This is a genomic window from Acidovorax sp. GW823-FHT02H02 (assembly GCF_058797075.1).
In genome coordinates this window covers 142,987-161,423 of sequence record NZ_JBXAJH010000002.1, presented here as the reverse complement: position 1 = coordinate 161,423, position 18,437 = coordinate 142,987, and the positions used below count along the sequence as shown (strand labels likewise).

The following is an 18,437-nucleotide window of genomic DNA, read 5'->3' as shown; positions in this document are numbered from 1 at the left end:
TGCTATGGATTTACTGTGTCTTTGGCTACCGTGGTGCAACGGTTTTGCGCATGCTCAGGTGGTGAGCATGCTTTTAGGGCCGTGCTTTAGCGCCGGGTGTACCCCAGGCACGCCCCTGCATTGGGCAACCCCTTGCATTCCCGGTACAGGCGCCGGTCGCGCTCGGCGGTGCTTTCTTCCGACGCGCTGCGCTGGTGCTTCACCTTCACTGAACCCTTCTTTTTGACGGATTCGCTGGCGACGGTTTCTGCGGCGTTCTTTTTGGACGCTGCCTGTACGCCAAAGGAGGGGGTCATCAGGCCCAGTGCCATGCAGACGCACAGGAGGGCGCTCTCCCAGGGGCTTGGCGGGACTTTGTTGCAATGGTTGAGGGACATGCGTGCTCCATGGCTGTCGGGTGGATCGGGTGGTTCGCGGCCGGCATCCCGTACGATGCGGCTTTGACATTCTCCACGTCCATCCTGCCATGCGCCACGCCCTGCTGAACCTCGAAGAATCCCGTATCCGTGAAGTGGCCAACGCTGGCATGGGGCGCAGCGATGTGCTGGCCTTCTGGTTTGGCGAGAGTGACGAGGGTACGCCCGATGTGGTGCGCCAGGCAGCCATCGATTCGCTGCAGCGGGGGGAAACGTTTTATGCCCACAACCTGGGCTTGCCAGAGTTGCGCGCCGAAGTGGCGGCCTATACCAGCCGGCTGCACCGGCCGGTGGGTGCCGACCGCATTGCCATCACGTCGGGTGGCGTCAATGCGCTGATGCTGGCGGTGCAGGCGTTGGTGGACGCAGGCGATGAGGTGGTGGCGGTCACACCTGTGTGGCCCAATCTCACGGCGCAGCCCTTGATCATGGGGGCGGATTTGCGCTGTGTTTCACTGCGCCCCCAGCCGGGCGGTGCCTGGGCGCTGGACATGGCTGAATTGCTGGCCGCCATCACGCCGGCCACGAAATTGCTGGTGGTGAACGCGCCCAACAACCCCACGGGCTGGACCCTGACGGCGCAGGAGCAGCAAGGCATTTTGGCGCATTGCCGCACCACGGGCACCTGGATCCTGGCCGACGAGGTGTATGAACGCCTGTATTACGAGCCCACGGCCAACGGCTGTGCCCCCAGTTTCCTGGACCTGGCCGAGCCCGAGGACCGCCTGGTGGTGGTGCACAGTTTTTCCAAGAGTTTTTTGATGACAGGCTGGCGCCTGGGCTGGCTGGTGATGCCGCCCTCCATGACGCACCACATGGGCAAGCTGGTCGAGTTCAATACCTCGTGTGCCAGCGTGTTCACCCAGCGGGCTGGTATTGCGGCGCTGCAGCATGCGGACGCGATCACGCCGCGCGTGGTGGCGCACCTGAAGCAGTGCCGTGACACCCTGGTGCCGCTTTTGCAGGCCCTGCCCGGCGTGGAGGTGGCCAGCGCACGCGGTGGGATGTATGCATTCTTTCGCCTGCCTGGGCATGGCGACTCGCTGGCCACGGCCAAGCGCCTGGTGGCCGAGGCGGGGCTGGGCCTGGCGCCCGGCAATGCCTTTGGCGAGGAGGCCCAGGGCTGGCTGCGCTGGTGTTTTGCCTCCAAGGACCCGCAGCGCCTGGTGCAGGGGGTGGAGCGACTCAAAAACTGGCTCGGGTTATAATCCGCAGGTTTTGCACGGTGCAAGACGCACGCCCATGGCCGTTCCAGCCGCAGGCGCAAGTAAAAACTATTGGCCTGTGGCTTTGCTGCAGGTCTTCATCAAGGAAAAATCAATGATCGCATCCTCCATCAAGGCCGAAGTCGTCAAGGCCAATGCACGCGCTGCCAACGATACGGGCAGCCCAGAAGTGCAAGTGGCCCTGCTCACCGCCCGCATCAACGAACTGATGCCCCACTTCAAGACGCATGCCAAGGACCACCATGGTCGCCGTGGCCTGCTGCGCATGGTGAGCCGTCGCCGCAAGCTGCTGGATTACCTCAAGGCCAAGGACGCCGACCGCTACACCGCGCTGATCGCCAAGCTGGGTCTGCGCAAGTAATCTGATTTGCATGCCAAAACGCCTGGGTTAGTCCGCTAGCTCAGGCGTTTTTTACTTCGGAGCCGCAAAACAGAGCGAAGCTGTGTCATTCCAATGGCCTTGCACCACGCGGGTGGCGGGCAGGTTCACTGGAATGGCATCGTGTTCTGAATTGCTCTCCAAGCCAATCTGGCAGAACGCTGCCAGCTATTAAAACAGGAGCTGAACATGAGCATTTTCAACAAGGTCACCAAATCTTTCCAATGGGGTGACAAGACCGTCATCATGGAAACGGGCGAAATCGCCCGCCAGGCCGGCGGCGCCGTGCTGGTGAACATCGACGACACCGTGGTGCTGGCCACCGTGGTGGCCTCCAAGGTGGCCAAGGCGGGGCAGGACTTTTTCCCGCTGACGGTGGACTACATCGAGAAGACCTACGCCGCTGGCAAGATCCCCGGCAGCTTCTTCAAGCGCGAAGCCAAGCCCAGCGAGCACGAGACCCTGACCAGCCGCCTGATCGACCGCCCGATCCGCCCGCTGTTCCCCGAAGGTTTCTACAACGACGTGCATGTGGTCATCCACACGGTGTCGCTGAACCCCGAAGTGGACGCCGACATTGCCGCCCTGATTGCCACCAGCGCCGCGCTGGCCATCTCGGGCATCCCATTCAATGGCCCGATCGGCGCTGCGCGCGTGGGCTACATCAACGGTGAATACGTGCTCAACCCCGGCCAGACGGCGCGCAAGAGCTCGCAGATGGACCTGGTCGTGGCCGGTACCGAAGCGGCCGTGCTGATGGTCGAATCCGAGGCGCAGCAACTGTCCGAAGAAATCATGCTGGGTGCCGTGGTGTTCGGTCACCAGCAAGGCAATGTGGCCATCAACGCCATTCACGAGCTGGTGCGCGAGGCCGGCAAGCCCGTGTGGGACTGGAAAGCCCCCGCCAAGGACGAATCGCTCATCGCCAAGGTGACCGAGCTGGCCGAAGGCAAGCTGCGCGCTGCCTACCAGATCCGCAACAAGCAGGCCCGCACGCACGCCTGCCGCGAGGCCTATGCCGTGGTCATGGCCGACCTGAAGGAAGCCGGTGTCGTGTTCGACAGCGTCAAGGTCGAAGGCATGCTGTTCGACATCGAAGCGCGCATCGTGCGCAGCCAGATCCTGGCGGGCGAGCCCCGCATCGATGGCCGCGACACGCGCACCGTGCGCCCCATCGAAATCCGCAGCAGCGTGCTGCCCCGCGCCCACGGTTCCAGCCTGTTCACGCGTGGCGAGACCCAGGCGCTGGTGGTGACCACGCTGGGCACCGAGCGCGATGCGCAGCGCATCGACGCGCTGGCTGGCGAGTATGAAGACCGCTTCATGATGCACTACAACATGCCTCCCTTCGCCACCGGCGAAGTGGGCCGCATGGGTAGCACCAAGCGCCGCGAAATCGGCCACGGCCGCCTGGCCAAGCGCGCGCTGGTCGCCGTGCTGCCAACGAAGGAAGAGTTCCCCTACACCATGCGCGTGGTGTCGGAAATCACCGAATCCAATGGCTCCTCGTCGATGGCTTCGGTCTGCGGCGGCTGCCTGTCGATGATGGACGCGGGCGTACCCATGAAGGCGCATGTGGCCGGTATCGCCATGGGCCTGATCAAGGAAGACAACCGCTTTGCCGTGCTGACCGACATCCTGGGCGATGAAGATCACCTGGGCGACATGGACTTCAAGGTGGCAGGCACCACCGCCGGTATCACGGCGCTGCAGATGGACATCAAGATCCAGGGCATCACCAAGGAAATCATGCAGGTGGCACTGGCTCAGGCCAAGGAAGCGCGCGTGCACATCCTGGGCAAGATGCAGGAAGCCATGGGCGAAGCCAAGACCGAGGTGAGCAACTTCGCGCCCAAGCTCTACACCATGAAGATCAACCCCGAGAAGATCCGTGACGTGATCGGCAAGGGCGGCGCCGTGATCCGTGCGCTGACCGAAGAAACCGGCTGCCAGATCAACATCGAGGAAGACGGCACCATCACCATCGCCGCCACCGACAACGCCAAGGCCGACGAAGCCAAGCGCCGCATCGAGCAGATCACGGCCGAAGTCGAAATCGGCAAGATCTACGAAGGCCCGGTCACCAAGATCCTGGACTTCGGCGCGCTGATCAACCTGCTGCCCGGCAAGGACGGACTGCTGCACATCAGCCAGATTGCGCACGAGCGCGTCGAGCGCGTGGGCGACTACCTGACCGAAGGCCAGATCGTCAAGGTCAAGGTCATGGAGACCGACGAAAAGGGCCGCGTCAAGCTGTCGATGAAGGCCCTGGCCGAACGTCCAGCCGGCGGCAGTGATCGTCCGGCTCCGGCCGAGCGGGGTGACCGCGGTGGCGAGCGCCGCGATGGTGGCCGTGATCGCCAGCCCGCCGAGCAGCAGCAACAGCAGCAGCAAGCGGTGTCTTCCGAAGGCAGCGCGGGCCAGCTGAACGGTTGATTGATCTGCTGTTGATATAGGAGCTTCTGGCACTTGTTGCACAAGTGCTGGAGGTCAAAATCATTCAGATGGACGTGCGAAGGGTTCCGGTATGCGCGCTGTAGAAATCACGGCCTTTGGTGCTCCAGAGGTGTTGCGCCTGGGCGAGCGCCCCATGCCCCAGGCGGGGACGGGCGAGTTGCTGATCCGCGTCAGTGCGAGTGGCATCAACCGGCCCGACGTGTTGCAGCGTCTGGGCCATTACGCGCCGCCACCGGGTACTTCCGACCTTCCGGGGCTGGAAGTGGCGGGTGTTGTGGAAAGCGGCGATGCTGTCGCTCTGTCCAAGGCCGGTTTGAAGGTGGGCGACCGCGTTTGCGCGCTGGTGGCTGGTGGCGGCTATGCCGAGTGGTGCGTGGCGCCGGTCGAGCAGTGCCTGCCGGTGCCCGCCGGGCTCAGCGACATCGAGGCGGCCTCTTTGCCCGAAACCTTCTTCACGGTATGGAGCAATGTGTTCGACCGCGGACGCCTGCAGCCGGGCGAAACCCTGCTGGTGCAGGGCGGCACCAGCGGCATTGGCGTCACGGCCATCCAGCTGGCGCGCGCCTTGGGTGCCACGGTGATCGTGACGGCGGGCAGCGATGAAAAATGTGCGGCCTGCCTGGCGCTGGGCGCGCACCATGCCATCAACTACAGGACGCAGGACTTTGTCGAGGAGGCCAAGCGCATCACCGCCGGCAAGGGCGTGGATGTGGTGCTGGACATGGTCGCCGGCGACTATGTGGCGCGCGAGGTGGAGTGCCTGGCCGAGGACGGTCGCCTGGTCATCATCGCCGTGCAGGGCGGGGTCAAGAGTGCGTTCAACGCGGGGCTGGTGCTGCGGCGCCGGTTGACCATCACGGGTTCGACCTTGCGGCCGCGCCCGGTGGCGTTCAAGGGTGCCATTGCGCGCGCGCTGCGTGAGCATGTCTGGCCCCTGATCGCGGCGGGCACGGTCCGCCCGGTCATTCACAGCACTTTCGCTGCGGCGGATGCCGCGCAGGCCCATGCGCTGATGGAGTCCAACCGGCACATCGGCAAGATTGTTTTGACGTGGTCATCATGAAAAAGAAACTCATCGCAGGCAACTGGAAGATGAATGGCAGCCTGGCTGCCAACGACGCGCTGGTGCGCGCCCTGATCGCTGGCATGGGGCAACCCGCCTGCGACGTGGCGGTGGCGGTGCCGGCACCTTATCTGGCGCAGGTGGCGGGCATCGCGGCGGGGTCGGCGCTGGCGCTGGCTGCGCAGGATGTCTCGGTGCATGAGGCGGGCGCCTACACGGGCGAAACCTCGGCAGCCATGCTCAAGGAATTCGGTGTGCGCTATGTGCTGGTGGGGCACTCCGAGCGCCGCCAGTACCACGGCGAGAGCGATACCGTGGTGGCCGTCAAGGCGCAGCGGGCGCTGGCGCTGGGCATCACGCCCATTGTTTGCGTGGGTGAAACCCTGGCCGAGCGGGAGGCTGGCCAGACCGAGGTGGTCGTGAAGCGCCAGCTGGCGGCGGTGATCCATCTCAACGGCCATTGCATCAGCGAAATCGTGGTGGCCTATGAGCCCGTCTGGGCCATTGGAACCGGGCGCACGGCTTCGCCAGAGCAGGCCCAGCAGGTGCACGCCGTGCTGCGGGCCCAGTTGGCCGCCGCCAGTGAACATGCGGACCGCATTCGCCTGCTGTACGGCGGCAGCATGAACGCCGCCAATGCAGCGCAGTTGCTGGCGCAAGCAGATATCGACGGCGGCCTGGTGGGCGGTGCGGCATTGAAGGCCCAAGACTTTTTGCAAATTATTGCTGCCGCCCAATAAGGGATTGCGCTGGCAGCGATTAAATCAGGAGTGAACAGAGAATGAATGTGCTTGTGAATGTGATTTTGGGTGTGCAGATGCTGACGGCGCTGGGCATGATTGGCCTGATCCTGGTCCAGCATGGCAAGGGTGCCGACATGGGGGCCGCTTTTGGCAGCGGCTCCTCGGGTAGCCTGTTTGGTGCCAGTGGTAGTGCCAACTTCCTTTCGCGCACCACGGGCGTGCTGGCCACGGTGTTCTTCGTGGCGACGCTGGCGCTGGCTTATTTTGGCAATGTGCGTCCCGCCAGTTCGGGCAGCGTGCTGGAAACGCCGGCTGCAGTGGTTCCCGCGGCTTCGGTGGAAGCGCCTGCGACGGCAGGATCGAATGCGGTGGTTCCTGCGCCTGCAGCGCCCGCCTCGGGTGCAGCGCAGATCCCGACGAAATAAACTGCACTAAATTGGTTTTCTGGCTCCGGAGCAGGGTTTTTCCGGAGTAGAATTCCGGATTGTCTGGAAAGCCAAAACCGCAAGGTTCCTCATGCCATCCAGATGAAAAATCAGCCGTCGTGGTGAAATTGGTAGACACGCTATCTTGAGGGGGTAGTGGCGAAAGCTGTGCGAGTTCGAGTCTCGCCGACGGCACCAAAACAAAGGCCTGCCTGCATGACCCGGCCAGGGTTCTGACGGGCAAGGCCACAGCGGTGAGCACATCCTCCAGATGAACCTCGAACAGTACCTCCCCGTCCTTTTGTTTATCTTGGTCGGCATCGCCGTAGGTGTCGTTCCCCTGGCCCTGGGGTATGTGCTGGGCCCCAATCGCCCGGACACGGCGAAGAACTCCCCTTACGAATGTGGCTTCGAAGCCTTCGAGGATGCGCGCATGAAATTCGATGTGCGCTACTACCTCGTGGCCATTCTTTTCATCCTGTTCGATCTGGAAATCGCCTTCCTGTTTCCCTGGGCCGTGTCGCTGCAGGAGGTAGGGATTACCGGCTTTGTCGCCGTGGTGATCTTCCTGGCCATCCTGGTCGTGGGTTTTGCCTACGAGTGGAAAAAAGGCGCCCTGAACTGGGAATGAGCGGGCTTCACAAGGACTGATGCAATGATTGAAGGCGTGATGAAGGAAGGCTTCATCACCACGAGCTACGACTCCGTGGTGAACTGGGCCAAGACCGGATCCCTGTGGCCCATGACCTTTGGTCTGGCATGCTGCGCGGTCGAGATGATGCATGCCGCCGCTGCGCGCTACGACATCGGGCGCTTTGGTGCCGAGGTGTTCCGCGCCAGCCCGCGACAGTCCGATCTGATGATTGTTGCCGGCACGCTTTGCAACAAGATGGCACCGGCTTTGCGCAAGGTGTATGACCAGATGTCGGAGCCGCGCTGGGTTCTGTCGATGGGGTCGTGCGCCAATGGCGGTGGCTACTACCACTACAGCTATTCCGTGGTGCGTGGCTGTGACCGCATCGTGCCGGTGGACGTGTATGTGCCTGGCTGCCCGCCCACGGCCGAAGCGTTGATCTACGGCATCATCCAGTTGCAGCAGAAGATCCGCCGCACCAACACCATTGCTCGTGTCTGAAGGGTTGATGATGACTGCTGTTGCCATTCGGCCGGAAAAACTCCAAGACAACATTGCTGCGGCCCTGGGCGCCCGGGCGCTCCAAATCACGGTGGCCCTGGACGAAGTCACGGTGGTGGTGGCTGCTGCTGATTACCTGGATGCCATGCGCGTGTTGCGCGATGCCGAGGGTTGCCGCTTCGAGCAGCTCATCGACCTGTGTGGCGTGGACTATTCTGCCTATGCCGACGCCGTGAACGAGGGTGCCCGCTATGGCGTGGTGTCGCACCTGCTGTCCGTCAGCCTGAACCAGCGCGTGCGCGTCAAGGTGTTCTGCCCGGACGATGATTTTCCGGTGGTGGCGTCGGTGTCCGATCTGTGGAACTCGGCCAACTGGTACGAGCGCGAGGCCTTTGACCTGTTCGGCATCGTGTTCGATGGCCACAGCGACCTGCGCCGCATCCTGACCGACTATGGCTTCATCGGCCACCCCTTCCGCAAGGATTTTCCGCTGTCCGGGCATGTGGAAATGCGCTACGACACCGAGCAGCGGCGCGTGGTCTATGAGCCCGTGTCCATCGAGCCTCGGGAAATCACGCCCCGCATTATTCGCGAAGACAAGTACGGAGGCCTGCACTGAGCCGCTGGGCGTCTCACGTGATCCATCATGGCGGAAATCAAGAACTATTCCCTGAATTTTGGTCCGCAGCACCCGGCCGCGCACGGTGTGCTGCGTCTGGTGCTGGAGCTCGATGGCGAAGTGGTGCAGCGCGCCGACCCGCATATTGGTCTGCTGCACCGGGCTACCGAAAAGCTGGCCGAGCACAAGACCTATATCCAGTCGCTGCCTTACATGGACCGGCTCGATTACGTCTCGATGATGTGCAACGAGCATGCCTACTGCCTGGCGATTGAAAAACTGCTGGGCATCGAAGTGCCGCTGCGCGCGCAGTACATCCGTGTGATGTTTGCTGAAATCACGCGTCTGCTGAACCACCTGATGTGGCTCGGCTCGCATGGCAACGATTGCGGCAGCTCCACCATCCTGATCTACACCTTCCGCGAGCGCGAAGACCTGTTTGACATGTACGAAGCCGTGTCCGGTGCGCGCATGCATGCGGCGTATTTCCGGCCCGGCGGTGTGTACCGTGATCTGCCGGACAGCATGCCGCAGTACAAGGTCAGCAAGATCAAGAATGCCAAGGCCCTGGAGGCCATGAACAAGAACCGCCAGGGTTCGATGCTTGATTTCATTGACGACTTCACCCAGCGCTTCCCGGGTTGTGTGGACGAGTACGAAACCCTGCTCACCGACAACCGCATCTGGAAGCAGCGCACCGTGGGTATCGGCGTGGTGACGCCCGAGCGGGCGCTGAATCTGGGGATGACCGGTCCCATGCTGCGCGGCTCCGGCATTGCGTGGGATTTGCGCAAGACGCAGCCCTACGACGTTTACGACCGCATGGACTTCGACGTGCCTGTGGGCAAGACGGGCGACTGCTATGACCGCTATCTGGTGCGCATGCAGGAAATGCGCGAGTCCAACCGCATCATCAAGCAATGTGTGGACTGGCTGCGTGCCAACCCGGGGCCAGTGATCACCGACAACCACAAGATTGCACCGCCTGATCGCGAATCCATGAAATCCAACATGGAAGAGCTGATCCACCATTTCAAGCTGTTCACTGAAGGGTTCCATGTTCCCGAGGGCGAAGCCTATGCGGCAGTGGAGCATCCCAAGGGGGAATTTGGCATCTATCTGGTGAGCGATGGTGCCAACAAACCCTATCGCCTGAAGATCCGTGCCCCCGGTTTTGCGCATCTGGCCACGCTGGATGAAATGGCCCGGGGCCACATGATTGCGGACGCCGTGGCCATCATTGGGACCATGGATATCGTGTTCGGAGAGATTGATCGATGATTACCGAAGCGACCAAAGCGCGATTCGCGCGAGAAGTGGCCAAGTACCCGCCGGAGCAGAAGCAGTCGGCCGTGATGGCCTGCCTGTCCATCGTGCAGCAGGAGCAGGGCCATGTCAGCGAAGCCAGTGAAGCGGGTATTGCCGAGTACCTCGGCATGCCGCAGATCGCCGTGCACGAAGTCACCACCTTCTACAACATGTACAACCAGCAGGCGGTGGGCAAGTACAAGCTCAACGTCTGCACCAATCTGCCATGCCTGTTGCGTGACGGCGGCAAGGCGCTGGAGCACCTTGAGCACAAGCTGGGCATTTCCATGGGGGAAACCACGTCGGACGGCCTGTTCACCCTGCAGCAATGCGAGTGCCTCGGTGCCTGCGCCGATGCGCCCGTGATGCTGGTGAACGACCGCAACATGTGCAGCTTCATGGGCAATGACAAGCTCGACCAACTGGTTGACAGCCTGCGTGCAGTGGAGGCCAAGCAATGACGACGGCTGCCCAGGTGCTTGCACAATTCCAGGCGGCAGGTGTCGAAACCTGCTTCCATGACCGCCACATTGCGCCCCAGATCTACGCCGACCTGAATGGCTCCAACTGGGGTATCAAGGACTATGAAGCGCGTGGTGGCTACCAGGCGCTGCGCGCCATCCTGGGCAAGGATGGTGGTGAGGGGCTCACGCAGGACCAGGTGATTGCGACCGTGAAGGAGTCCGGTCTGCGGGGTCGTGGCGGTGCGGGTTTTCCCACCGGCCTGAAGTGGAGCTTCATGCCACGGCAGTTCCCCGGGCAGAAGTACCTGGTGTGCAACTCGGACGAGGGTGAGCCAGGTACTTGCAAGGACCGCGACATCCTGATGTACAACCCGCACATCGTGATCGAGGGCATGATCATTGCTGCCTACGCGATGGGTATCAGCGTGGGCTACAACTACATCCACGGTGAAATCTTCCAGGTCTACGAGCGCTTCGAGGCCGCGCTGGAAGAGGCGCGCGCTGCGGGTTATCTGGGCAACGGCATCCTGGGCAGCGGCTTTAGTTTTCAGCTGCATGCGCACCACGGGTTTGGCGCGTACATCTGCGGCGAAGAAACGGCCTTGCTCGAATCGCTGGAAGGCAAGAAGGGGCAGCCCCGCTTCAAGCCGCCATTCCCGGCCAGCTTCGGCCTCTATGGCAAGCCCACGACCATCAACAACACCGAAACCTTTGCGGCGGTGCCGTGGATCATCCGCAACGGTGGCGCAGCCTACCTTGCCTGCGGCAAGCCCAACAACGGTGGTACCAAGATCTTCTCGGTCAGTGGCGATGTGGAGCGTCCCGGCAATTACGAGGTGCCCATGGGCACGCCGTTTGCCAAGCTCCTCGAATTGGCGGGTGGTGTACGGACGGGGCGCCAGCTCAAGGCCGTGATTCCTGGCGGCTCGTCGTCACCCGTGTTGCCGGCATCCATCATCATGGAATGCACCATGGACTATGACTCCATTGCCAAGGCCGGCTCCATGCTGGGTTCGGGTGCCGTCATCGTCATGGACGATTCGCGCTGCATGGTGGAGTCCCTCAAGCGCCTGTCCTATTTCTACATGCATGAGTCGTGCGGACAGTGCACGCCATGCCGCGAAGGCACGGGCTGGCTCTGGCGTCTGGTGGACCGCATCCATCGTGGTGAGGGTCGTCCTGCCGACATGGAGGTGCTCGATTCCGTGGCCAGCAACATCATGGGACGCACCATCTGCGCCCTGGGCGATGCTGCGGCAATGCCTGTGCGCGCCATGATCAAGCACTTCCGCCCCGAGTTCGAAGCGTTGATCCGGAACAAGACCCCTCAGGCTGCGCCCTCTGCCTGATCGCGAGAAAAGCATATGGTTGAAATTGAACTGGACGGTCAGAAGGTAGAAGTCACCGAGGGCTCCATGGTGATGCATGCTGCCGAAAAGGCTGGCACCTACATTCCCCACTTCTGCTATCACAAGAAATTGTCGATTGCGGCCAATTGCCGCATGTGCCTCGTGGACGTCGAAAAAGCGCCCAAGCCCATGCCTGCATGCGCCACTCCGGTGACGCAAGGCATGATCGTGCGCACCAAGACCGACAAAGCCATTCAGGCGCAGAAGTCGGTGATGGAGTTTCTGCTCATCAATCACCCGCTCGATTGCCCCATCTGCGACCAGGGCGGGGAATGCCAGCTGCAGGATCTGGCCGTTGGCTATGGTGCTTCCTCGTCGCGTTACGAAGAGGAAAAACGCGTGGTGCTCCACAAGGATGTGGGCCCGCTGATCTCCATGGAGGAGATGAGCCGTTGCATCCACTGCACCCGCTGTGTGCGCTTCGGCCAGGAAGTGGCTGGCGTCATGGAACTGGGCATGATCCATCGGGGTGAACACTCCGAGATTACCACCGTGACGGGCGAAACGATCGATTCCGAGCTCTCGGGCAACATGATCGACATCTGCCCGGTGGGTGCGTTGACCAGCAAGCCTTTCCGCTACAGCGCCCGCACCTGGGAGCTTTCGCGCCGCAAGTCGGTCAGCCCCCATGACTCCACCGGCGCCAACCTCATTGTCCAGGTGAAGAATCACAAGGTCATGCGCGTCGTTCCGTTTGAGAACGAAGAGGTCAACGAATGCTGGATTGCGGACCGCGACCGCTTTTCGTATGAAGCGCTCAACGGCGACGAACGCCTGACCCGGCCCATGCTCAAGCAGGGCGGCACCTGGCAAGAGGTGGACTGGCAGACGGCACTCGAATATGTCGCCAACGGTTTGCGCTGCGTTCGCAACGACCATGGCGCTGGCGCTATTGGCGCCCTGGTGAGCCCGCACAGCACGCTGGAAGAGCTGTATCTGGCAGGCTCCCTGGTGCGTGGACTGGGCAGCGAGAACATCGACTACCGGCTGCGCAATGCCGAATTCCCGGCACCAGCCGGAATTCGCTGGCTGGGCACCTCCATCGCATCGCTTTCCACTTTGCAGCGTGTGCTGGTGGTCGGCTCCAACCTGCGCAAGGACCATCCGCTGTTTGCACAGCGTATTCGCCAGGCAGCGCGCCATGGTTGTGCGGTCAGTGCCATCAATTCTGAAGTTTATGACTGGGCCATGCCCGTGGCACACACGCTGGTGCAGCAGTCCGGCGCATGGGAACAGGCGCTCGCCAGCGTTGCCGCCGCCATTGCCCAGGAAAAAGGCATACCGGCTCCCGATGGGACCGCTCCGGTGGACGGCTCGGCTTTGGCCATCGCCCGTTCCCTGCTGGGTGGCGAGCGCAAGGCCATCTTGCTCGGGAACGCAGCTGCGCACCATGCACATGCCAGCCGCTTGCTGGCGCTGGCGCAGTGGATCGGTGAACAGGCGGGCGCCACGGTGGGTTACCTCACGGAGGCTGCCAACACGGTGGGAGCACAGTTTGCCGGTGCCATGCCTGTCAACGGTGGTCAGAATGCCGGCCAGATGCTTGGTGGAAGCCTGAAAGCTGCCATCCTGCTGAATACCGAGCCCGCCTTTGATGCGGCCGGTGGTGAAGCCGCTTGTCAGGCGCTTGCCAAGACCGATATGGTGGTCACGCTGAGCCCGTTCAAGGCCAACATGGCTTTCAGCGATGTCTTGCTGCCGATTGCACCATTTACCGAGACATCGGGCAGCTTTGTGAACGCCGAAGGCCGTTTGCAGAGTTTCCATGCAGTCGTCCGGCCGTTGGGTGAAACCCGGCCTGCCTGGAAGGTGCTGCGGGTGCTGGCCAATCTGCTGAACGTTCCGGGTTTTGATTTCGAGACGTCCCAGGATGTGCTTGCCAAGGCGACCGGCACTCCGGCAGGTGGCACGGCAACGGTGTCATCTGCGCTGTTGAATAACGCCCAGGCCATGCTGCCACAGGCTGCCAACTCTGCAGTGGGTGAGCCGGTCGTGGCGTCCATCTACCAGCTGGACGGACTGGTGCGACGGGCCACTTCGTTGCAACTGACGGCGGATGCACGTCGTGCGCAGGAAGGAGTCGCGGCATGATTGATGCAATCCACAACGCAGGTTTGAACCTGTTGAGCTATGGCTGGTGGACTGCCATCGTCTGGCCCGTACTCTGGATCCTGCTGAAAATTGTGGTGATCCTGGCGCCGCTGATGGGTGCGGTTGCCTACCTGACGCTGTGGGAGCGCAAGCTGCTGGGCTTCATGCAGGTTCGCCATGGTCCCAACCGGGTCGGCCCCTTCGGACTGCTGCAGCCGATTGCGGACGCCTTGAAGCTGCTGACCAAGGAAATCATCCAGCCTACCGCGGCGAGCAAAGGCCTCTTTGTGCTGGGGCCGGTCATGGCCATCATGCCCGCACTGGCGGCCTGGGTGGCGATTCCCTTTGGCCCAGACGTCGCTCTGGCCAATGTGAATGCGGGCCTGCTGCTGGTGATGGCCATTACTTCCATCGAAGTCTATGGCGTGATCATTGCCGGGTGGGCGTCCAATTCGAAGTACGCCTTTCTGGGAGCATTGCGGGCTTCGGCGCAGATGGTCAGCTATGAAATCGCCATGGGCTTTTGCTTCCTGGTGGTGATCATGGTGTCTGGCAGCATGAACCTGACCGAAATCGTGATGGGGCAGGGGCGTGGCATGGCCGCCGACAAGGGTTTGGGTTTCCTGTCGTGGAACTGGTTGCCCCTGCTGCCGATTTTCCTGGTGTACCTGATCTCCGGCGTGGCAGAAACCAACCGCCACCCGTTTGACGTGGTGGAGGGAGAGGCCGAGATTGTGGCGGGACACATGGTTGAGTATTCGGGCATGGGTTTTGCCATTTTCTTCCTGGCCGAATACGCCAGCATGTGGCTGGTGTCCATTCTGGCCGCGCTGATGTTCCTCGGTGGCTGGTTGTCTCCCATTGACAGCGCGCTGTTCAACTGGATTCCGGGCTGGATCTGGCTGGGTCTGAAGACCTTTGCCGTGGTGTCGATGTTTATCTGGATCCGGGCGACTTTCCCCCGTTTCCGGTACGACCAGATCATGCGTCTGGGCTGGAAAATCTTCATTCCGGTCACGCTGGTGTGGCTGCTCATTGTTGGCGGGTGGTTGCTCTCGCCGTGGAATATCTGGAAATAAGCGGGGACACAAATGACTGCTGTTGCTGCTGCTGCACCTTTTTCGTTCAAAGACTTTCTCAAGAGCTTCATGTTGGTGGAGCTGGTCAAGGGCATGGCCCTGACCGGACGCTACGCCTTTCGCCGCAAGGTGACGGTGCAGTTCCCCGAGGAAAAAACGCCTTTGTCGCCGCGTTTCCGGGGGCTGCATGCATTGCGCCGCTATGACAACGGTGAAGAGCGTTGCATTGCCTGCAAACTGTGTGAAGCTGTCTGCCCTGCGATGGCCATCACCATCGAGTCGGATGTGCGTGAGGATGGATCGCGCCGCACGACGCGTTACGACATCGACCTGACCAAATGCATCTTCTGTGGATTTTGCGAAGAGAGCTGCCCGGTGGACTCGATCGTTGAAACGCACATCCTCGAATACCACGGGGAGAAGCGGGGCGATCTGTATTTCACCAAAGACATGCTTTTGGCGGTGGGTGACCGCTACGAAGGTGAAATCGCTGCGGCCAAGGCCGCTGACGCCAAGTACCGCTAATGCGGTACTGATGCGAGTTCCTTAGGCCAGACTTTCTACAAAGAACCGATTCATGGACGCCAAGACTGGTTTTTTCTATCTCTTCTCGGTGGTGCTGCTGTTCGCAGCATTCCGGGTGATTACCGCGCGCAATCCCGTGCATGCGGTGCTGAACCTGATCCTGGCCTTCTCTCAGGCTGCTGCGATCTGGTTGCTGCTCAAGGCGGAGTTTCTCGCCATCGTGCTGGTCCTGGTGTATCTGGGGGCGGTCATGGTGCTTTTCCTGTTCGTGGTGATGATGCTGGATATCCACATCGATACGATACGCAAGGGTTTCTGGAAGCATTTTCCGCTGGCCGCCTTCGTGGGCGCCATGATCGCCCTGGAAATGGCGGCAGTTCTCATGGGTGGCTTTCGGGGCATGGATGAACCCAAGGCCGTCGCGGTCGTGCTGGATGCGGCGGGGCAGGTGGTTCCCTACTCCAACGCCAAGGCGCTGGGCAAATTGCTCTATACGGAATATCTGTATCCCGTGGAAATTGCCGCCGTCATTTTGCTGGTGGCCATGATTGCCGCCATTGCCTTGACGCTGCGTCAGCGCAAGGACACCAAGGCGATCGACCCCTCGACGCAGATCAGGGTGCGGGCGCGTGATCGTCTGCAGGTGGTGAAGCTGGCGGCAACCCAGAAACCCGCCCCCGAAGTCGCCAGTGAGCCTGCGGGCGAGGAGAAAAAAGCATGACATTGACGCTGGGCCACTTTCTTTCACTGGGCGCCATGTTGTTCGCCCTTGCCGTGATCGGTATTTTCCTGAATCGCAAGAACCTGATCGTTTTGCTGATGGCGATCGAATTGATGTTGCTTGCGGTCAATATGAACTTCGTGGCGTTCTCGCACTATCTGGGCGACATGCACGGCCAGGTTTTCGTGTTTTTCATCCTGACGGTGGCTGCGGCCGAGTCGGCCATCGGTCTGGCCATTCTGGTGCTGCTGTTCCGCAACAAGACCAGCATCAACGCGGACGACCTCAACACCCTCAAGGGTTGAGTCGCACGCATTCCCAAGGTTCTCAAGAATGAGTCAAACCCTTTCTGCTTCAACGCTTCTGGCGGTTCCGCTGGCGCCGCTGGCGGGCGCCTTGCTGGCCGGCATCCTTGGCACCACCTTTGGTGGCAACTGGATCGGCCGACGCCTCAGCCACACGCTGACCATCCTGGGTGTGCTGGTGGCCTTCATCCTGTCGGCCATGACGCTCAAGAGCGTGGCTCTGGATGGCGCACGCTTCAATGAGACGCTCTACACCTGGATGGTCGTGGGCGGGCTCAAGATGGAAGTCGGCTTCCTCATCGACAGTCTTACCGCCATGATGATGGTGGTGGTGACTTTCGTGTCGCTCATGGTGCATATCTACACCATCGGCTACATGGAAGAGGACGACGGCTACAACCGTTTCTTTGCCTACATTTCGCTGTTCACGTTCTCCATGCTCATGCTGGTCATGAGCAACAACCTGTTGCAGCTTTTCTTTGGCTGGGAAGCGGTGGGTCTGGTCTCGTACCTCCTGATTGGTTTCTGGTTCAACAAGCCCTCTGCCATCTTCGCCAACATGAAGGCCTTCCTGGTCAATCGTGTGGGTGACTTCGGATTCATTCTGGGCATTGGATTGATAGCGGCATATACCGGCACCCTCAATTACGGCGAGGTGTTTGGCAAAACGGCTGAACTGGGTGGTCTGTCCTTCCCGGGAACCGACTGGATGCTCATCACGGTCATCTGTATCTGCCTGTTCATTGGTGCCATGGGCAAAAGCGCCCAGTTTCCATTGCATGTGTGGCTGCCCGATTCGATGGAGGGTCCAACCCCCATTTCCGCTCTGATTCACGCGGCAACCATGGTGACGGCCGGCATTTTCATGGTGGCCCGCATGTCGCCGCTGTTTGAACTGTCGGATACGGCGCTCAATTTCATTCTGGTCATTGGCGCCATCACGGCCCTGTTCATGGGCTTTCTGGGCATCATCCAGAATGACATCAAGCGCGTGGTGGCTTATTCCACCTTGTCGCAACTCGGCTACATGACGGTGGCCCTGGGGGCCTCGGCCTACTCGGTGGCCGTGTTCCACCTGATGACCCACGCGTTCTTCAAGGCGCTTTTGTTCCTGGGCGCTGGTTCGGTCATCATGGGCATGCACCACAACCAGGACATCCGCTGGATGGGCGGCGTGCGCAAGTACATGCCCATCACCTGGATTACTTCGCTGCTCGGTTCGCTGGCGCTGATCGGCACACCCCTGTTCTCGGGTTTCTATTCCAAGGACAGCATCATCGAGGCCGTCCATTTCAGCCACCTGCCAGCTGCTGGGTTTGCCCACTTTGCCGTATTGGCAGGTGTCTTCATCACGGCGTTCTATTCGTTCCGCATGTATTTCCTGGTGTTCCATGGCAAGGAACGCTTTGACCAGAATCCAGATGCGCACCATGCGGACGATCATGGACATGGTCATGGCGAGCACCATGAGCCCCACGAATCGCCATGGGTGGTCACGGTACCGCTGGTTCTCCTGGCTATCCCGTCTGTCGTGGTGGGTTTCATGTTCATCCAGCCCATGCTGTTTGGCGACTTCTTCAAGGACGTGATTTTTGTGGATGCAGTCAAGCATCCCGCCATGGCCAAACTGGCCGAAATCTTCCACGGTCCCATGGCCATGGCCCTGCATGGATTGCAGACGGCCCCGTTCTGGCTGGCGCTGGCGGGTGTGGCGTTGTCCTACTACATGTACATGGTCAATCCCGCTTTGCCCACGGCCATCAAGGCACGCGTGCAGCCGCTCTATGCGCTGCTGGAAAACAAGTACTACCTGGACTGGCTCAACGAGAACATCCTGGCGCGTGGTGCACGCGCCCTCGGCTCGGGTCTGTGGAAAGTGGGAGACCGCGCCATCATTGATGGTGCCCTGGTCAATGGATCGTGGAAGCTGGTGGGCTGGATTTCCGGCGTGGTGCGCTGGATGCAGACCGGGTTCATCTTCCACTATGCCCTGGTGATGATTCTGGGCGTGTTTGCGCTGATGACCTGGTTTGTCTGGCGCGACTATTTCCTGCAGCTCATCAAATAAGGAA

General features: G+C 61.1%; 19 protein-coding genes and 1 tRNA gene. 19 read left to right on the top strand and 1 reads right to left on the bottom strand.

The window, feature by feature from the left end; all coding sequences use genetic code 11:
* Positions 1–86: 86 nt before the first annotated feature.
* Positions 87–377 (bottom strand): hypothetical protein, encoded by a 291-nt coding sequence (locus AC1RDS_RS02480; RefSeq protein ID WP_431604001.1) that lies wholly within the window; start codon positions 375–377, stop codon positions 87–89.
* 89 nt (positions 378–466) lie between these two features.
* Between AC1RDS_RS02480 and AC1RDS_RS02475 the strand changes: the two genes are divergently transcribed.
* The 19 genes from AC1RDS_RS02475 (at position 467) to nuoL (ending at position 18,433) form a co-directional block, all read left to right on the top strand.
* A complete protein-coding gene (locus tag AC1RDS_RS02475) occupies positions 467–1,624 on the top strand; it encodes a pyridoxal phosphate-dependent aminotransferase (protein WP_092697102.1) in 1,158 nt (385 codons plus the stop codon).
* A gap of 112 nt (positions 1,625–1,736) precedes the next feature.
* Entirely contained in the window at positions 1,737–2,003 is a 267-nt protein-coding gene (rpsO, locus tag AC1RDS_RS02470; protein ID WP_034712472.1) for a 30S ribosomal protein S15, read from the top strand.
* Between the two features lie 207 nt (positions 2,004–2,210).
* Positions 2,211–4,457: a polyribonucleotide nucleotidyltransferase gene (pnp, locus tag AC1RDS_RS02465; protein ID WP_287875885.1), complete on the top strand. Its 2,247-nt coding sequence runs from the start codon at positions 2,211–2,213 to the stop codon at positions 4,455–4,457.
* 91 nt (positions 4,458–4,548) lie between these two features.
* Positions 4,549–5,541: an NAD(P)H-quinone oxidoreductase gene (locus tag AC1RDS_RS02460; protein WP_092697100.1), complete on the top strand. Its 993-nt coding sequence runs from the start codon at positions 4,549–4,551 to the stop codon at positions 5,539–5,541.
* Positions 5,538–6,281 (top strand): triose-phosphate isomerase, encoded by a 744-nt coding sequence (gene tpiA / locus AC1RDS_RS02455; protein WP_092697099.1) that lies wholly within the window; start codon positions 5,538–5,540, stop codon positions 6,279–6,281. Before AC1RDS_RS02460 ends, tpiA begins: the two co-directional genes overlap by 4 nt.
* Positions 6,282–6,322: 41 nt before the next feature.
* Entirely contained in the window at positions 6,323–6,709 is a 387-nt protein-coding gene (gene secG, locus AC1RDS_RS02450; RefSeq protein ID WP_287875890.1) for a preprotein translocase subunit SecG, read from the top strand.
* A 113-nt stretch (positions 6,710–6,822) separates the two neighbouring features.
* Positions 6,823–6,907, top strand: a tRNA-Leu gene (locus AC1RDS_RS02445).
* A 73-nt stretch (positions 6,908–6,980) separates the two neighbouring features.
* Entirely contained in the window at positions 6,981–7,340 is a 360-nt protein-coding gene (locus AC1RDS_RS02440) for an NADH-quinone oxidoreductase subunit A (RefSeq protein WP_287875892.1), read from the top strand.
* Between the two features lie 24 nt (positions 7,341–7,364).
* Complete coding sequence (locus tag AC1RDS_RS02435; RefSeq protein WP_007849129.1) at positions 7,365–7,844, top strand: NuoB/complex I 20 kDa subunit family protein; 480 nt, start codon at positions 7,365–7,367, stop codon at positions 7,842–7,844.
* Positions 7,845–7,854: 10 nt separating this feature from the next.
* Positions 7,855–8,463 carry an NADH-quinone oxidoreductase subunit C gene (locus AC1RDS_RS02430; protein WP_092697216.1) on the top strand — a complete coding sequence of 203 codons (609 nt, stop codon included), beginning with the start codon at positions 7,855–7,857 and terminating at the stop codon, positions 8,461–8,463.
* Between the two features lie 27 nt (positions 8,464–8,490).
* Complete coding sequence (locus tag AC1RDS_RS02425; RefSeq protein WP_092697097.1) at positions 8,491–9,744, top strand: NADH-quinone oxidoreductase subunit D; 1,254 nt, start codon at positions 8,491–8,493, stop codon at positions 9,742–9,744.
* Positions 9,741–10,232 carry an NADH-quinone oxidoreductase subunit NuoE family protein gene (locus tag AC1RDS_RS02420; protein ID WP_092697096.1) on the top strand — a complete coding sequence of 164 codons (492 nt, stop codon included), beginning with the start codon at positions 9,741–9,743 and terminating at the stop codon, positions 10,230–10,232. Before AC1RDS_RS02425 ends, AC1RDS_RS02420 begins: the two co-directional genes overlap by 4 nt.
* Positions 10,229–11,584 (top strand): NADH-quinone oxidoreductase subunit NuoF, encoded by a 1,356-nt coding sequence (nuoF, locus tag AC1RDS_RS02415; RefSeq protein ID WP_092697095.1) that lies wholly within the window; start codon positions 10,229–10,231, stop codon positions 11,582–11,584. The genes AC1RDS_RS02420 and nuoF overlap by 4 nt, the downstream gene beginning before the upstream one ends.
* Positions 11,585–11,599: 15 nt before the next feature.
* A complete protein-coding gene (gene nuoG / locus AC1RDS_RS02410) occupies positions 11,600–13,735 on the top strand; it encodes an NADH-quinone oxidoreductase subunit NuoG (protein WP_092697094.1) in 2,136 nt (711 codons plus the stop codon).
* Positions 13,732–14,814: an NADH-quinone oxidoreductase subunit NuoH gene (nuoH, locus tag AC1RDS_RS02405; protein WP_092697093.1), complete on the top strand. Its 1,083-nt coding sequence runs from the start codon at positions 13,732–13,734 to the stop codon at positions 14,812–14,814. The genes nuoG and nuoH overlap by 4 nt, the downstream gene beginning before the upstream one ends.
* 12 nt (positions 14,815–14,826) lie before the next feature.
* Positions 14,827–15,339: an NADH-quinone oxidoreductase subunit NuoI gene (gene nuoI / locus AC1RDS_RS02400; protein ID WP_092697092.1), complete on the top strand. Its 513-nt coding sequence runs from the start codon at positions 14,827–14,829 to the stop codon at positions 15,337–15,339.
* A gap of 52 nt (positions 15,340–15,391) precedes the next feature.
* On the top strand, positions 15,392–16,060 hold the full coding sequence (locus AC1RDS_RS02395; protein WP_287875915.1) for an NADH-quinone oxidoreductase subunit J: 669 nt from the start codon (positions 15,392–15,394) through the stop codon (positions 16,058–16,060).
* Entirely contained in the window at positions 16,057–16,365 is a 309-nt protein-coding gene (gene nuoK, locus AC1RDS_RS02390; protein WP_287875917.1) for an NADH-quinone oxidoreductase subunit NuoK, read from the top strand. The genes AC1RDS_RS02395 and nuoK overlap by 4 nt, the downstream gene beginning before the upstream one ends.
* A gap of 28 nt (positions 16,366–16,393) precedes the next feature.
* Positions 16,394–18,433, top strand: coding sequence for an NADH-quinone oxidoreductase subunit L (gene nuoL, locus AC1RDS_RS02385; RefSeq protein ID WP_287875919.1), 2,040 nt, complete (start codon positions 16,394–16,396; stop codon positions 18,431–18,433).
* The last annotated feature ends 4 nt before the right edge of the window (positions 18,434–18,437 follow it).

Coding starts and splice junctions, on each gene's coding strand:
- AC1RDS_RS02480 (WP_431604001.1), bottom strand. CDS start 377: ATGTCCCTCAACCATTGCAACAAAGTCCCGCCAAGCCCCTGGGAGAGC.
- AC1RDS_RS02475 (WP_092697102.1), top strand. CDS start 467: ATGCGCCACGCCCTGCTGAACCTCGAAGAATCCCGTATCCGTGAAGTG.
- rpsO (WP_034712472.1), top strand. CDS start 1,737: ATGATCGCATCCTCCATCAAGGCCGAAGTCGTCAAGGCCAATGCACGC.
- pnp (WP_287875885.1), top strand. CDS start 2,211: ATGAGCATTTTCAACAAGGTCACCAAATCTTTCCAATGGGGTGACAAG.
- AC1RDS_RS02460 (WP_092697100.1), top strand. CDS start 4,549: ATGCGCGCTGTAGAAATCACGGCCTTTGGTGCTCCAGAGGTGTTGCGC.
- tpiA (WP_092697099.1), top strand. CDS start 5,538: ATGAAAAAGAAACTCATCGCAGGCAACTGGAAGATGAATGGCAGCCTG.
- secG (WP_287875890.1), top strand. CDS start 6,323: ATGAATGTGCTTGTGAATGTGATTTTGGGTGTGCAGATGCTGACGGCG.
- AC1RDS_RS02440 (WP_287875892.1), top strand. CDS start 6,981: ATGAACCTCGAACAGTACCTCCCCGTCCTTTTGTTTATCTTGGTCGGC.
- AC1RDS_RS02435 (WP_007849129.1), top strand. CDS start 7,365: ATGATTGAAGGCGTGATGAAGGAAGGCTTCATCACCACGAGCTACGAC.
- AC1RDS_RS02430 (WP_092697216.1), top strand. CDS start 7,855: ATGACTGCTGTTGCCATTCGGCCGGAAAAACTCCAAGACAACATTGCT.
- AC1RDS_RS02425 (WP_092697097.1), top strand. CDS start 8,491: ATGGCGGAAATCAAGAACTATTCCCTGAATTTTGGTCCGCAGCACCCG.
- AC1RDS_RS02420 (WP_092697096.1), top strand. CDS start 9,741: ATGATTACCGAAGCGACCAAAGCGCGATTCGCGCGAGAAGTGGCCAAG.
- nuoF (WP_092697095.1), top strand. CDS start 10,229: ATGACGACGGCTGCCCAGGTGCTTGCACAATTCCAGGCGGCAGGTGTC.
- nuoG (WP_092697094.1), top strand. CDS start 11,600: ATGGTTGAAATTGAACTGGACGGTCAGAAGGTAGAAGTCACCGAGGGC.
- nuoH (WP_092697093.1), top strand. CDS start 13,732: ATGATTGATGCAATCCACAACGCAGGTTTGAACCTGTTGAGCTATGGC.
- nuoI (WP_092697092.1), top strand. CDS start 14,827: ATGACTGCTGTTGCTGCTGCTGCACCTTTTTCGTTCAAAGACTTTCTC.
- AC1RDS_RS02395 (WP_287875915.1), top strand. CDS start 15,392: ATGGACGCCAAGACTGGTTTTTTCTATCTCTTCTCGGTGGTGCTGCTG.
- nuoK (WP_287875917.1), top strand. CDS start 16,057: ATGACATTGACGCTGGGCCACTTTCTTTCACTGGGCGCCATGTTGTTC.
- nuoL (WP_287875919.1), top strand. CDS start 16,394: ATGAGTCAAACCCTTTCTGCTTCAACGCTTCTGGCGGTTCCGCTGGCG.